Source organism: Acinetobacter sp. RG5 (assembly GCF_031844265.1).
In the GTDB taxonomy this organism is placed as follows: Bacteria; Pseudomonadota; Gammaproteobacteria; order Pseudomonadales; family Moraxellaceae; genus Acinetobacter.
On the sequence record NZ_JAUZUV010000004.1, the window covers coordinates 200718 to 215314 of the forward strand.

Consider the following 14597-nt stretch of genomic DNA (forward strand, 5'->3'; position numbering starts at 1 on the left):
AAACTAGATAGCTTTATATGTGTGCTTTATTCAGCGATTGTTGAGACTTGCGGGGTTAGAATTACATGAGCTTAGGCTATCAAGCACAGAGCTTGTTCTAATCCACGTTGTTTAAGACCTGCGCCTGCACCAAACCATGCTGAATCGAGACGATGATCTGTACTCATGGCACGACGTTCATGATCAACGAATTCCGTGATCGAACACAGTAAGCCATAAGCCGTACCTTTAGCAGATGAAAGATCTGCCCCTCGCCCCTGACCATTAAACATGTCGAGTGCTTTGGTCATAGCTCTTCCATTTGGTTCAGTTTTATTTTGCTGTGGTGGGTTACTTGCCACCTGACGGTAGAACTGAATGATGTTCTCTTCAGGATCAGAAATTGACATGGTGCTATTGTTGAACACAGCATCAAAGTAAGCCTTAGCTTCCTGCTGACTCACCTTACGCTGCGTGAGCTGTTTCATTTCATACATGTGCTCATCCCATGCACGCACTGAAATACCCAATTGCTGTTTCACCTTCTCTGCATCAAACTTGGTGCTATGTGGAACTTTCACTACACCAGCACTACTGCTCTGCCCACGTAATGCAATCGCCAAAGTGTTGTTACAGACCACTCGGATACTGGTGAACTGTGCTGTCGTTGCCAAAGTGCCGTCACACGCAGTAGCCAGCAGGATATAACCATTACTGACATCCTTAGACTTTAAAGCGGAACTTTGACCTGTACGTGCCAAAGCCCAGAACTTCTTCCCACCTTTCAAAACCCCTGCGGTTTCTAACTTAAAGCCAGATTGCTCAGTCAGATCCCGGTAGAACTCCAGAATCTCTTTAGGTTGAACTTCCTGATAACGCTGACTGACTACAGATAAAGGTGCATGGGTATCTGAACGATACAACACTCGCTGTTCTTCAAATGGCATGATAATGCTCTGACCACGTTCATTTTGTGCCATGTAGCTGACATTGGAGGATTCAATCCGCCAGTCCATCCCGGCTTGCTGTGCCCAGACTTCCAGTGGTTGATTCGGACTTAGCTGATTACCGAGACCATGCCAAGGGGTTTCGCCAACATAGGCGATTTGTTCAATTTGATGTGCCATTGATTCGATCTCCTATGCTGATTCAACGAAAGTTCTGCTGACATTGATTACAGTGGTAGTAGGTCATGGTGATAGGCTTTTTCGGCTCATCGAATACACTACTGAATAGACCACCAATAACTGCACCTGCTAGTCCACCAAGTAATGGGGATACAGGTAAAGGTAAGCTCTTTGAGATGGATGCACCAATGGTGGCAAACGATGCTGATGCTGCAAGACCTGATGATTCAGTTCCATTCACTTGTTGATTCACAACTTGGATGACCTGATCAGATAAACAGTAAGGACAAGTTAAACTCATAATATACATCTCCAAAAATGACAAAGGCTTACCGATTGGCAAGCCCTGAAAGTTGAAATAACTTTGTTTTCATCTAGATGATGTATATCTGAGATTATTTTCAAATCACTGAAAGGTACGCATTTTAGGACTGAGCTTTACACGTAAGTGTTGCGCTTCTTTCTCAGGGTTCACTAGATAAGCACCTGCATTACGAAGGTTACGAACCTCCACTGGATTATCCCGATGTATTCTACCAATACCAAGAATACCGAGCTCTCTATACTTAGCTATTTGCTTAGGATCATGACAGTTGAAATAACAGCCCTCATCATTAGTAATCTGCTTCCACAACTTCCCGACCTTATCCGCTATAGCCCATCCTTTTTGACGTTGATGCCCATTGAAGATTAACAACAGATGGCAATGATAACCTTTGGTTTCACCCTGCTCTAACGCCCATGCAGAATCGACTAAGTCATGAAACGGATCTTTACGCTTAGATATCGCTTTACGCAATTCTTCTAAATCTTGATAGAACATTTGGATATCGATGATATCGTGACAGCTTTGCAAATATGCAATATCCACTCTCACTACTTCTAACTTTGAATATCGACTAAGAGCTCTATCTAATTTTTTCGATAAAGATTCCAGATTACGTTTTTCGTTCTCACGATGCCTACGGAAATCTTTCAGCTGTCTACTCTGGTACCCCTTAAAGTAATTTTGATAGTAATCAAATGATTCACATTTCAACTCATCGACGACTTCATCAAAATCTAAATCATCAATATCATGCTCATCTAACCAATCACACCATGCATTGATATAACCAAAGTACTGAAAGCCTGAACGGTAAATATCATCAAAATGAATCAATAACTCTGCAAACTCTTCATAGAAATCCAATGGTTCATTCTCAGCCTTAATCCATAAGTTTGTAGTTACTTCTAGTTGGATTGTTAATTTAGACTCATTAATTGATTTACTCATGTTTAATACTCAATATGGAAATAGCTCCATATGACATGGGTAAACTGTATAAATATAAATTTTAGTTAGATTGTACTTAATGCTATAAGCTTATGAGTAGTAAGAGTATTAATCTCTATATGATATATATTTAATAATATTAATAACCTGCCATTACAAATTTGAATATTTGTTAGCCAAACAACATATTCAACCAATATTTTCAATTTTTTTTTCACAATATTTGAAGCTCTATTGATCAACAAGGATAATCGATAGAGCCTACTTTTGAAAAAGTTATGCGGTGAATATCAAGCATCAGCTTTATTTGATTTAGTGCTAGGCTTTCGCTTTTTTTTACGAGGTAACGTACCTCTGATAAGCCATTTAGGAGTATCTGAATAAAATGTATTATCTAACAGATCCTTATATACTATGTAAGGAGCCAAGTTATTGATAATAATATTTTTTAGTGGTTTATCAATTGATTCTACTAGCAACTCTTGATATGCCAACCCTTCTACAGAATTAAATATTTTTTTAACTCGGCACGAAGCCTTTAAATCTAATGGCGGTTGAAATGCCTCACTAGCCTTCTTGAGCGTTTCCTGCCATCTTTCACTAACAACATCCGCTAAATTAGAATAATTATTCAGTACTTCACGATCAAATACAAAAACAATATCGGCAAAGAATCGTCTTTTATCTGACACTTGGCTTGTATCATTTTCAACCCATGCCCCTACATACGCCCTAAGCTTAGATAATGGTGCTCTCCGTTTTCCCGCATGCAACATCTGATATAAAGCAGAACTTAGCCCTTTTTGTTTCATAAAGCCGTTCTTCATCTCACAGCTAAGTGAGCATCTAATTAAAACGCAATCGCGCTTAAAAGCCCCTCTCAAATAATTTTGGATTTTCTCGACTCGTTGCTCATGCCTTGGAATATTTATGTGCTTATTTTGCCCTAACGTAATAGCTATGGGACTATATATTGATTGAAATAGTCCCCCATAGTACTTAAAGTCTTCAATCTTAGATTTATAAAAATTAGCTCGTGTATGATCAAAAGGAAATGACAAAAAATCCTGATAGTCATATTTTCTGAACTGCCCGAAAAAATAATGCAATAGCCTTGATCGATAAACGCCCCCAATTCGAGTTCCCAGCGTAATAATAGAATCATGTTGCATGAGCAAATCTACAAATTGAAACAGCGTTCTTTCAACTATTTGCTGCGCTCGCATTTCATTAGGCTGTAAGGATCGCGAATATTTGACCGATAGCATAAAAATTTCAATTTTTTCTAGAAGCTTAAGCTCTGCTTCCGTTAACTTAAATGTTGCGTAAGATGACAAATTTTCTTGATATTGCAAAATAATATTCTTCAAATAGTCTTTGCTATAAGCATCTAAATGATTTTGTACCCAACACAAGTCGAATAAAGCATATTGAGTTAAATCACCTAATACACGATGTGGGTTAGGGTGCTTTTTGAACTTTTGTATAATGATATGCACGTTTTCATTAAAATTAATTTCGTGATTTTCCCGCCCAATAATGTCATCATTTGTAGACTTGAACATAAAGTCCTGATCCAATCTCACAAGAAAATCTAAACAATTCTCAATGAATATAGCTTTATTCTTTTCATCGTAAAGGCATAGATTAAATTGCTTATTGAAGACCTCACTACTTGAATTAAAGTTATCATTCCAATTCATAATACTGACATCAATATTCAAGTCATATGATTTTAGAAGCTCATGGCACTGTGTTTTGATCTCACTTATTGTTCTATGTTCCGTGTAATCAGATGTTGTTTCAAATACCCATATACAGAAGTAGTCTAAGCCATTATTGTGACCATTCAAGCAAATATAATAATTACGTAATAACCCCTCAACTGAGATCTGCCGTAAAAGCTCATATCTCTTGCTATGAAGTTTTGCAATTTCATCATCTGCATTATTGCTATCAATTCGAATTACAGTACTTAAAACATGTAATTTTTTACCTATCTTAAGTAGCTCGTCTAAATCACTTAGTATTAAACTTTTCGTTTCTGAGAATTTTTCAGCTGGTATGCCATATCGTCTTAAATTATCAATGTAATGTTCATACCATATTTTCAAGAAATCATTCTGCCAACTCCCTGCATAAAATTGTCTGAATTGTTCCTGCCTCAGGAAATGTTGCTGCTGTTTTAGATTTGTTGATTTAGCAGTCCTATGGACAAAACTATCAAAGATTCGACCGAATTCAGTTAGTCTTTTATTTTTTAGACCCATTTGTAGCTGATCAAAGTTAGGCATTACATAAAGTTGATCTAGCGCTTTTCCTATACCCAATAGAAGCTGCTGACTTCTATATCGGCCTACTTGATTCGTTTGCTCACCGCAATGTAAGTGCCGAAACTCCGTTTCGATCTGTTCACACCACTGCAAAATATTTACCAATAAATTAATTGTTTCTTTATATGCACAACCTGCCTTGGGTTCTTGAGAGGAGAACGTATCCTTCATAGATTTAGAATACATGTAACCTAATAATTTATTGTAATTTGAAAGCTTCATACTATAAATATAACTATTTCAATAATCTAAGTTGTTGATAATATAAATTATAAAAACACTTTAAAACAGGTTTATCACATATATTTTAAGTAAATTAAATCATTTTTCACACATAGCAAATAAGCAATAAATATATTTATTAATACACTAATAATTAAGCAATACAGAAATGTTAGGTATAAAAAACCACGCCATCAGGCGTGGTTTTTTTACATATACTGAGTGACTTACTTCATCCATTCCTGCACCTTCTCCCCATACCATTCCATAATCATTACTCGTTCATCCCAATACTGTGCTCGGTTATAAGCAGCATGAATGTTGTTTTTGTCGCACAGGTGCAAGCTTACTAATCAATCCATAGTCTTATGCATCAACCGATCTAAATAGTCAGACCATGATTGCATCATCACCGTACGTTCTTCTAAATATTTTGTACGGTTGTATGCTCTTCCATGCATATCACGAACCTGATGAGCCAGTTGCTGTTAAATCCGCTCAATTGGAAATTTTAGAACCTCATCCAAGAGTGTTCTCGCAGTCGCTCTAAAGCCATGACCTGTCGTCTCACCATTTTCAAAACCATATTGTTTCAATCGTTTGTTAATCGTCGATTCGCTAATCGTTTTGGACTGATCCCGCATCGATACAAAGCAATACTCCGTATAACCTGTTATTTGGTGTAATTCTTTAAACAAGGTGATAACCTGATCTGACAGAGGAACAATATGCTGTAATGCGGTCTGATTCTTCGTTTTAGGAGGAGTGTATTTCCAAACCCGATTTTCAAAATCAATGTCTGCCCACTTGGCTCCTCTCAATTCTCCTGGGCGTACAAAAACATGGGGTAAAATTTTTACAGCATAATCTATCGCAATGTCACCACGGCCAACACTATTATTAATGTTACTCAATAACCGTCCTAGCTTCTGCTCATCTGTGATCGCAGATCTATGCTTGGTTTTACCAACTTTTAAGATTCCACTAATTTGGTCTGCCACATTAAATTGACATAACCCTAAAGCAATCGCATAACGAAAGACTTGAGATGCTTTGCTTCTCATGCGCTTTGCTGAATCTGTCTTACCCTGTCTTTCGTAAATACGACAAACTTCTAAAATTTGCGATGGTGTAATACTGTCTATTGGATAATCCCCAATTGCAGCATACAACTTACCCCAAACAAATTGATTCCTTCGTTGAGTACTAGGCTCTAACTCCTCTGTCTTTCTATATTCATCCGCGATTAAAGCGAAAGTATTTTTGCCTGATTTAGCTTCTTCTTCATTTTTCTTCACAACCGCTGGATCTATATTTTGGGCGAGTAATTCTCGACATTCAGTTCTTTTTGCTCGTGCATTTAGCAACGATACCTCTGGGTATATCCCAAAAGAAATGCTATTACGTTTTTTAGTGATTGGGCGAGCATAGTCCCACCTCCAATAGGAGTTACCATTTTTATCAATGATAAAAAATAGTCCTTTACCATCGGCTAGTTTAATTTGAACCTTGGTTGATAACTTTTTATGTGAATTTACAGCTGAACGAATCTGTGTATCTGTCAGATTTACAATTATTTTTGGCATTTTTACGGTAAGCCTTTGCAATAATTTTGAAATTACCGCAAAAATTACCGCAAAAAACTTAAATAACCTAAAACATGCTCGGACAATATCGGATAAGAGAAATACATAAGTTGTTTATTTTTAATGATTTTCGTATTTGATCGGATAAGATGAAACAAAGAAATGGTGCGCTCAGCGGGACTCGAACCCACGCCACAGGCTTCGGAGACCTGTACTCTATCCAGTTGAGCTATGAGCGCATCTTTTTTGGATCGCGCACATCATAACAAAAAAAAGCATAAGGTAAAGCAACTATCTCTAACTTCATCATTTTTATGCTTAAGCTTTATACAATGTTCCAAAACAGCAACACAGAATTGCATGTGAATCACTTGGCTTATTTTGCGAGATCACTCACAATATCTCAACTTTTCACCATTTGAGATATTCATGACTGATGCACTGATCTTAAGGGATGTGTCAAAGACCTATCGCAATGGCTTTCAGGCATTGAAAGGGATTAACTTAAATGTACCAGAAGGTGAATTTTATGCGCTATTGGGGCCTAATGGCGCAGGAAAATCTACTACCATCGGTATTATCAGCTCATTAACAAAAAAAACCTCCGGTACAGTCGAAATTTTTGGTCATAATCTGGATACCCACCCTTCCCAGGCCAAACAGTGCCTAGGTGTAGTACCTCAGGAATTCAACTTTGCCCAGTTTGAAAGAACCTTTGATATTTTGGTGACTCAGGCAGGCTATTACGGCATTCCTAAAAAAATTGCACAGGAACGGGCGGAGCTTTATCTGACCAAACTGGGTTTATGGGAAAAACGTTCCACTCAGGCCCGCATGTTATCGGGCGGGATGAAACGTCGCCTGATGATCGCGCGTGCCATGATGCATGAACCGAAACTGCTGATTCTGGATGAACCGACGGCAGGCGTTGATATCGAGTTGCGTCGTTCGATGTGGGAATTTTTGAACGAGATGAATGAAAAAGGCACCTCCATCATTCTGACCACGCATTATCTAGAAGAAGCAGAAATGTTGTGTCGCCGCATTGCGATTATCGATCGCGGTGTGATTAAAGAAGACACCACCATGAAAAGCTTCCTGAGTCAGCTCAATGAAGAATCGTTTATTTTTGATCTGGCCGAACCGATTGAACCTTTGCATCTGGATATCATCGGCGTGCGATTTAACCTGATCGATCCGATGACCTTAGAAATTACCATGGATAAGGCACATACCATGAATGATCTGTTCCAGTTGCTGGAATCACAGAATATTCAGGTACGCAGTATGCGCAATAAATCCAATCGTCTGGAAGAACTTTTTGTGAAAATGGTCGAGAAAAATCTGGATGGAGCTGCGCAATGAACATTAATCAACTCAGCGTAGCTTTATATACCATTATCTATAAAGAAGTGCGTCGCTTTATGCGCATCTGGCCGCAGACCCTGTTACCACCTGCCATTACCATGAGCTTATATTTCGTGATCTTCGGTAATCTGGTCGGCTCACGTATCGGGGAAATGGGCGGCTATAGTTATATGGAGTTCATTGTGCCCGGTCTGATTATGATGGCCGTGATCACCAACAGCTATGCCAACGTCTCGTCTAGTTTCTTCAGCTCAAAATTCCAGAAAAGTATTGAAGAACTGATCATGAGTCCTGTACCGATGCATGCCATTTTATGGGGGCATGTATTGGGCGGTGTGATTCGTGGGATACTGGTGGCGATCATTGTGAGTGCAGTGAGCTTATTTTTTGCTGACTTATATATCACCAATTGGTTTGTGACTATATATACAGTTTTAATTACTTCCCTGCTGTTTTCCTTGGGTGGTTTTATCAATGCCGTTTATGCCAAATCTTTCGATGATATCTCGATCATCCCGACTTTTGTGTTAACGCCACTAACCTATTTGGGTGGTGTATTTTATGCTATTTCCAGCTTAAGCCCATTCTGGCAAAATTTATCTTTAATTAATCCTGTCGTGTATATGGTGAATGCTTTCCGCTATGGCATTTTAGGACATAGCGATGTCAATGTCGCCATTTCACTGACAGTAATTACCTTATGTTGTGCCGTGCTGTATGCAGTGGCCTATCATTTACTCTCCCGTGGTTCAGGAATGCGTGAATAATGAGTGTAGAACAATCTCTCCTTGGTAAAGACACCAATTACCCGACAGAATATCATCCTGATGTTCTGTTTCCGATTTCACGCGCGCCTGCCCGTGAACAATACGCACATGTTGAAGCGATTCAGCAAGGTGCAGACTGGTGGCATGTGTTTGAAATTTCCTGGTTAAATCCAGCAGGTGTGCCACAAGTCGCCATTGGCCGCATTAGCTTGCCAGCGTCCTCGCCGAATCTGATCGAATCCAAATCCTTGAAGCTGTATTTCAATAGTCTGAACTTTGCCAAGTTTGAATCTAAAGAAGCCTTTATCGCGACGGTAGAAAAAGATTTATCTACTGCGGCTGAAGCTGAAGTCAAACTGCAACTGTTTCAGGTCGATGAATTAGAGATCAGTAAGCCGGAAGGTATCTGTATTGATGAGCTTATACCTGAACGTCTGGAAAATCATCCAGATGCCAGTTTATTGGCTTTGGATTCGAAGGATGCAGCAGAAGGCGAAATACAGCTGTATTCACATTTACTCAGAAGTAACTGCCCTGTCACTGGCCAGCCGGACTGGGGAACAGTTTTTATACGTTATCAGGGTAAAAAACCTTGTTATAAGAGTATTTTAGCTTATATTATTTCCTACCGTCAGCATAATGGTTTCCACGAACAATGTGTGGAGCAGATGTTCGCCGATATCTGGCAGCAACTGAAACCGGAAAAGCTGATGGTCTACGCAACCTATACACGCCGTGGTGGATTGGATATCAACCCTTGCCGTGTATCGGATTTAACATGGATGCCTCGCCCTATTCGTTTAGCGCGACAATAAAAAACATTGAGGTTGAACAATGCCATTTTTTGGGTTTATTCCTTCTGCAGAGCTTTTAAATACAATTCAGACTGCACAAAAAAACAAAAATTCAAGTGAGCCGCTTTACCCATTGCGTGATAAAACCGCATTAATGATTAATGATGAAATTATTGATGCGATTCTTACCGAGCTGGTGCGTCGCTTTCCTGCCAGCGATAAACGTGATACTGCGGAAAAACTGGCTGGCTATATCAAGTCGACTGTTGCGGTTTTACTGAAGCAGCTATTAAGTAAAGCGCCGAACGATGTGGTCAGAGAGTCAATTGCATTCTCTGAGCGCAGTCTGTTTAAAGATCCTGAAGGACATTTCCGCATTGGTGAATCACTGGATGCCAGTCTGGTGACGAATTTAAAACATCATTACGCAGAACTTAAAGCCGGTCAGACTATTGATAAACAAGCGTTCAGCAACCTGTACAAGCAATTTGGTGAAGCGACAGTACGACATTTTATGGTCGACTTTAATAAAACCCTGGATCTTGGCATGATCAAACGCAAGGCAGCAGATATTGGCGCATCTGCAGTGATCAAGGCCATCAATATGGCAGCAGATAAAATCATTCTGAATTTGAATAAAGATGAGCTGCGCGCCATGGCCGAATATCACGACACTTTGTTCTATACAGAATAGTTCAAGATTTTCTACAAATCTTGAGGAATTAGCCTGACTTCGGTCAGGCTTTTTTATGATCAGTGAAATAGCTTGTTACAGATAAGCGACTCTATAAGACAAACTGCCGTAAAAATAGCCAATCCATCGCTATTTTTGTATAAGCGGCTAGGTCTCTTATTCATCCGAATGTTATCTTTAATCTGGCACTTTAAGCCCCACGATTGAAAAAATTTATCAATCTTTTTCATGGCATGATTCAAATGACATCGCCAGCAACTCATCAAAAAAACTGGAAATCGTAGCAAGATGTTGAAATCGGATTTTTATAAAAAGTTTAAGCAGCTTTCAATCGCACTTACCGCATTTGGTCTCAGCAGTTTGAGTCTGGCCAACGATTTCCAATATCACCCTTCTTATGCCGCTTTTAAGCAGAACGCCATGCAGAGCTATGGGCTGAGTGCCCAGCAAGTAGATTCCGCCATGAGCGGGACGCGTAATTTGCCTAATATTATCAATATCATGAATCGCCCAGGTGAAAGTAAGCCTTGGTATTCGTATAAAACTAACTTCCTGGCTGAATCTACCATTCAGCGCGGCGTACGTTTTAAACAGCAATATGCAGAAACGCTTAACCGTGCTGAACAGCAGTTTGGTGTACCACAGGCGATCATTCTGGGCATTTTAGGTGTAGAAACCGGTTTTGGTAGCAACAAGGGCTCTTTTGTCACTCGTGATGCCCTAGCAACCTTAGGGTTTGGCTATGAACGTCGTGCCCAGTATTTTCAGGATGAACTAGCTGCTTTAATTGCCTGGTCGTATAGAGATGGTGTTGCCACCTCTTCTGTGGTGGGTTCGTATGCCGGCGCTGTTGGCTATCCGCAGTTTATGCCGAGCAACATTCCAAAATTCGGCGTGGACTACGATGGCAATGGTCATATTGACCTGCGTAACTCAGCGGTAGATGCGATTGGTTCGATTGCCAACTATCTGGCACAGCATGGCTGGCAGCGTAATCAGCCAATTGCCTTTCCGGCACGTTATACCGGTTCAAATCCAGATGCCGTGATTGCCAAGGATCTGACTCAACCTACCCCCTATGGTGTGTTAAAAACTCAAGGCATCAGCCCAATGAATCCAATCGTAAAAATTGACGATCTGGATCTGGTTAATGTAATTCAATTACAAGAGAATTATGGCTCGATTTACTATATCACTTATCCAAATTTTCAAGTGATTACCACTTATAATCGCAGCCGTATGTATGCTACTGCTTTGTGGTTATTAGGTACCGAAATTACCAGCCGTTAACACTAAAAATTAATACAAATTATGAAAGTCAACATTTTTATGGGTTAATTTGTGCATATTTTAAGCAATTTTAATATTATGTTACAATATTGATTATTTTTTGATCAATCATTGTTTATTTTGCGTTCTTTTTTTAACTATTTTAATTAAACACTAGACAGGGTATTGCTGGCATGAATATTATCCATTTCGTTAAATGTAGTTGCATAAGTTAAATATCAGGCATGTTTACATGGTTTTTCAGCCATTTATGAACAACCAATAGATATGCTGTTAGGAGTTGATTCGATGCATTCTTCAATTTTGAAGTCTTTTATGGCCATTGCCACGATCGTCACGCTGACGCAATCGCAGGCAGATATGGTTCCGTCATCTTCATTCACCAATGAAAATGACAATTCGCGTCTTGCAACGCGAGTACTCAATAAAGAAGCTCAAAGCTTCAATTCAAATTTCACAAATTTGAACAGCCTTTCAATCACTGAGCGTTCGGGCGATAAAGTTCGCCGTGAAACCATTGCAGCGAAAATTGAACTTCCTGCAGAAGAGCCTTCAGTGATTGAAAAACTGAATACAGTGGCTTCTAATACTGTACGTAAATTCAGTCAGACAGGTACAGCGTCTTGGTATGGTCGTCAATTCCACGGCCGTAAAACCGCAAGCGGTGAAACCTTTGACATGAACGCAATGACAGCTGCTCATCGTAGCCTGCCATTGAACTGCTATATTCGCGTAACCAACCGTAATAACGGCAAGAGCGTCGTGGTTAAAGTAAATGACCGCGGTCCTTTCCATGGTAACCGTGTTGTTGATTTATCTTACGGTGCTGCGAAACAGTTGGGTATTACCAGTGCCGGTACTGCAAAAGTCAGTATTGAACGTGTCGCTGGTCCAAATTCTTAAGATTTGACCTGCAACACATTTAACAAAAGCCACAGTAATGTGGCTTTTTTATTGTGCTCATTTTTCCAAAAAAAAATAAACGCCCCTGCTCAGCACTATCTTAAAGTTCTTTCAAGAAAATTTTGTTAGGCTCATTCTGCCTGATAAAATTCACTCGCTTGCATGATTAACTTTTGACCATATCCGGATTCTGCTTTATATTTCCACATAAGCAAAACATGTTCATGGAATGGAGCGAAGAATGAAAACAATATCTGAATGGTTCGATGAATATAGTGACAGCCATCAAAATAAAACCAATAAGCTGATTCACTGGGTCTGCGTACCAACCATCTATTTTTCGATTATTGGCATTCTGGCGCATTTCAGCGCTTTGCTAACTACCCTGCTACTGGTTTTGGCTTTTATCTTCTATGCACGTCTGGATCTTGTTTTGGCAGTAGCGATGGCTGTATTAACGTTGGTGATGGCTTGGCTCATCTGGATTCTGCCAGTTGGTACCAGTTTCTTTATTGCACTGTTTGTCTTGGCCTGGATTGGCCAATTTTATGGGCACAAAGTGGAAGGTAAAAAGCCTTCATTCTTCAAAGACCTCCAATTCCTCCTCATTGGCCCAATTTGGTGCATGGATGCCTATTTAGGTAAAATCCTACCGAACTGGAAATCACGCCATAACAGCGCAATTATGAGCGTTTAAACGCTATATTCGATTTATTCAATTAGAAGAACCTTATTGATAGGTTCTTCCTTGATGTTTTAACCACCCATCAACATGTTTTCGCGCCGGGTCATGATGCGTCCAGTGAATCACCCCTCCCTTGTCACTGTATTCATATTCTCCATAAAACTCGACCTGATCCTGTCTTTGAATATTCTGAATACGCGGCGCCAGATCGATATTATGCGCAACTAGTACAGTTTGACCGTTTGGTAATTCGAGGATGAACTTTTGATGGCGCGATCCTTCATGATCATCTGGCAAAACGGCAATCACCTGCCCACTTGAACGAACCTGTAGATCACTCTGGCGCTGTTGAAACGCCCGTGCAATTCGGTCCAGATCATCAGTGGCTTGAGAAGGTTCTAAGTTAGGCTCTGAATGAAGCGTTTCAGTTGTGGTATCAGATGCGGATGGAATAAGTGGTTGGGATTGCTGTAGATCCAGGCCCAGATAAGCAGCAATCAAAAGTGCAATGACTGCACCAATGCCCAGATTGGTTTTATTTGGCATTTTTTATAACTTTTTTATTAAATGATAAATACATGATCTGAGCTCTATCACCAAACCCAAATCCTATTCTTGAATTGCTGATGAAGAATAAATCAACATAAAAAAGCCCCATCAATCAGATAGGGCTTTTTCTAATTCCTCAGGAATTATTTTGCAGCAGCTTGAGCAGCAGCAACTTCTTCAGCGAAGCTCATTTCTGCTTTTTTCTCAATGCCTTCACCAACTTCGAAACGAACGAAGTTTGCAACTGTAGTACCAGTTGCTTTAAGAACGTCTGCAACTTTCTTATCGTTGTCGATTACGTACATTTGACGCTCAAGCACAACTTCATTCAAGTATTTCTCAACAGAACCTACAACCATCTTCTCAACGATATTTGCTGGCTTGCCAGATTCAAGTGCTTTCGCTTCAGCAATTTCTTTCTCTTTCGCGATAAGCTCAGCAGAAACGCCTTCAGCATTTACAGCAACTGGGTTGAACGCAGCAACGTGCATTGCCAAGCCTTTACCTGTAGCTTCATCACCAGTGTAAGAAACAACAACACCGATTTTAAGACCGTGTTTGTAAACTGCAAGGTTTTCGCCTTCAACAATTTTCGCACGACGTACTTGGATGTTTTCACCGATTTTTTGAACAAGAGCGATACGCGCTTCTTCAACAGTCGTACCATCTTCTAGTTTCAATTCAGCGATTTGAGCAGGATCAGTTACGTTTGCAGCAAGTGCAGCAGCAGCAACTTTCGCAGAGAAACCAGCAAAGTTTTCGTCTTTTGCAACGAAGTCAGTTTGACAGTTAACTTCTAGAAGAAGTGCTTTGTTGCCGTCTTGAGCAATTGTGATCGCGCCGTCAGCAGCAATGTTACCTGCTTTTTTAGCAGCTTTAGCTTGACCAGATTTACGTAGGTTGTCGATCGCTAGTTCAACGTCGCCGCCCGCTTCTGTCAAAGCTTTTTTACATTCCATCATTGCAAGACCAGTACGATCGCGCAATTCTTTAACCATGCTTGCTGTAACTGCAGTCATGTTTA

13 protein-coding genes, 1 tRNA gene and 1 pseudogene are annotated in these 14597 nt (G+C 39.9%); 7 read left to right on the forward strand and 8 right to left on the reverse strand.

What is annotated here, in order from left to right:
* Positions 1-71: 71 nt before the first annotated feature.
* The 6 genes and pseudogenes from Q9R21_RS06480 to Q9R21_RS06505 all read right to left on the reverse strand — a co-directional run bounded on the left by Q9R21_RS06480 (position 72) and on the right by Q9R21_RS06505 (position 6762).
* Complete coding sequence (locus Q9R21_RS06480; RefSeq protein WP_311203948.1) at positions 72-1106, reverse strand: DUF932 domain-containing protein; 1035 nt, start codon at positions 1104-1106, stop codon at positions 72-74.
* A gap of 22 nt (positions 1107-1128) precedes the next feature.
* Complete coding sequence (locus Q9R21_RS06485; protein ID WP_180072471.1) at positions 1129-1407, reverse strand: hypothetical protein; 279 nt, start codon at positions 1405-1407, stop codon at positions 1129-1131.
* A gap of 105 nt (positions 1408-1512) precedes the next feature.
* On the reverse strand, positions 1513-2382 hold the full coding sequence (locus Q9R21_RS06490; RefSeq protein WP_311203949.1) for an inovirus-type Gp2 protein: 870 nt from the start codon (positions 2380-2382) through the stop codon (positions 1513-1515).
* A 290-nt stretch (positions 2383-2672) separates the two neighbouring features.
* Complete coding sequence (locus Q9R21_RS06495; RefSeq protein ID WP_311203950.1) at positions 2673-4901, reverse strand: hypothetical protein; 2229 nt, start codon at positions 4899-4901, stop codon at positions 2673-2675.
* Between the two features lie 389 nt (positions 4902-5290).
* Positions 5291-6523: pseudogene (locus tag Q9R21_RS06500) on the reverse strand (tyrosine-type recombinase/integrase).
* A 163-nt stretch (positions 6524-6686) separates the two neighbouring features.
* Positions 6687-6762, reverse strand: a tRNA-Arg gene (locus Q9R21_RS06505).
* 190 nt (positions 6763-6952) lie between these two features.
* Between Q9R21_RS06505 and Q9R21_RS06510 the strand changes: the two genes are divergently transcribed.
* From Q9R21_RS06510 to Q9R21_RS06540, 7 genes are all read left to right on the forward strand, one after another.
* Positions 6953-7888: an ABC transporter ATP-binding protein gene (locus Q9R21_RS06510; protein WP_311203951.1), complete on the forward strand. Its 936-nt coding sequence runs from the start codon at positions 6953-6955 to the stop codon at positions 7886-7888.
* Positions 7885-8658 (forward strand): ABC transporter permease, encoded by a 774-nt coding sequence (locus Q9R21_RS06515; RefSeq protein ID WP_004279041.1) that lies wholly within the window; start codon positions 7885-7887, stop codon positions 8656-8658. Before Q9R21_RS06510 ends, Q9R21_RS06515 begins: the two co-directional genes overlap by 4 nt.
* The gene (queF, locus tag Q9R21_RS06520) at positions 8658-9473 is read left to right on the forward strand and encodes an NADPH-dependent 7-cyano-7-deazaguanine reductase QueF (protein ID WP_311203952.1); all 816 of its coding nucleotides are present in this window, start codon (positions 8658-8660) and stop codon (positions 9471-9473) included. Before Q9R21_RS06515 ends, queF begins: the two co-directional genes overlap by 1 nt.
* A 19-nt stretch (positions 9474-9492) precedes the next feature.
* A complete protein-coding gene (locus tag Q9R21_RS06525; RefSeq protein ID WP_129716451.1) occupies positions 9493-10146 on the forward strand; it encodes a hypothetical protein in 654 nt (217 codons plus the stop codon).
* Between the two features lie 288 nt (positions 10147-10434).
* A complete protein-coding gene (gene mltB, locus Q9R21_RS06530) occupies positions 10435-11436 on the forward strand; it encodes a lytic murein transglycosylase B (RefSeq protein ID WP_005106462.1) in 1002 nt (333 codons plus the stop codon).
* 288 nt (positions 11437-11724) lie between these two features.
* The gene (locus tag Q9R21_RS06535) at positions 11725-12339 is read left to right on the forward strand and encodes a septal ring lytic transglycosylase RlpA family protein (protein WP_004279046.1); all 615 of its coding nucleotides are present in this window, start codon (positions 11725-11727) and stop codon (positions 12337-12339) included.
* A 241-nt stretch (positions 12340-12580) separates the two neighbouring features.
* On the forward strand, positions 12581-13036 hold the full coding sequence (locus tag Q9R21_RS06540; RefSeq protein WP_311203953.1) for an Mpo1-like protein: 456 nt from the start codon (positions 12581-12583) through the stop codon (positions 13034-13036).
* Between the two features lie 33 nt (positions 13037-13069).
* On the opposite strand, the gene Q9R21_RS06545 is transcribed toward Q9R21_RS06540, so the two are convergent.
* Positions 13070-13570: a DUF3465 domain-containing protein gene (locus tag Q9R21_RS06545; RefSeq protein ID WP_311203954.1), complete on the reverse strand. Its 501-nt coding sequence runs from the start codon at positions 13568-13570 to the stop codon at positions 13070-13072.
* A gap of 146 nt (positions 13571-13716) precedes the next feature.
* On the reverse strand, positions 13717-14592 hold the full coding sequence (gene tsf, locus Q9R21_RS06550; RefSeq protein WP_004645608.1) for a translation elongation factor Ts: 876 nt from the start codon (positions 14590-14592) through the stop codon (positions 13717-13719).
* Between the last annotated feature and the right edge of the window lie 5 nt (positions 14593-14597).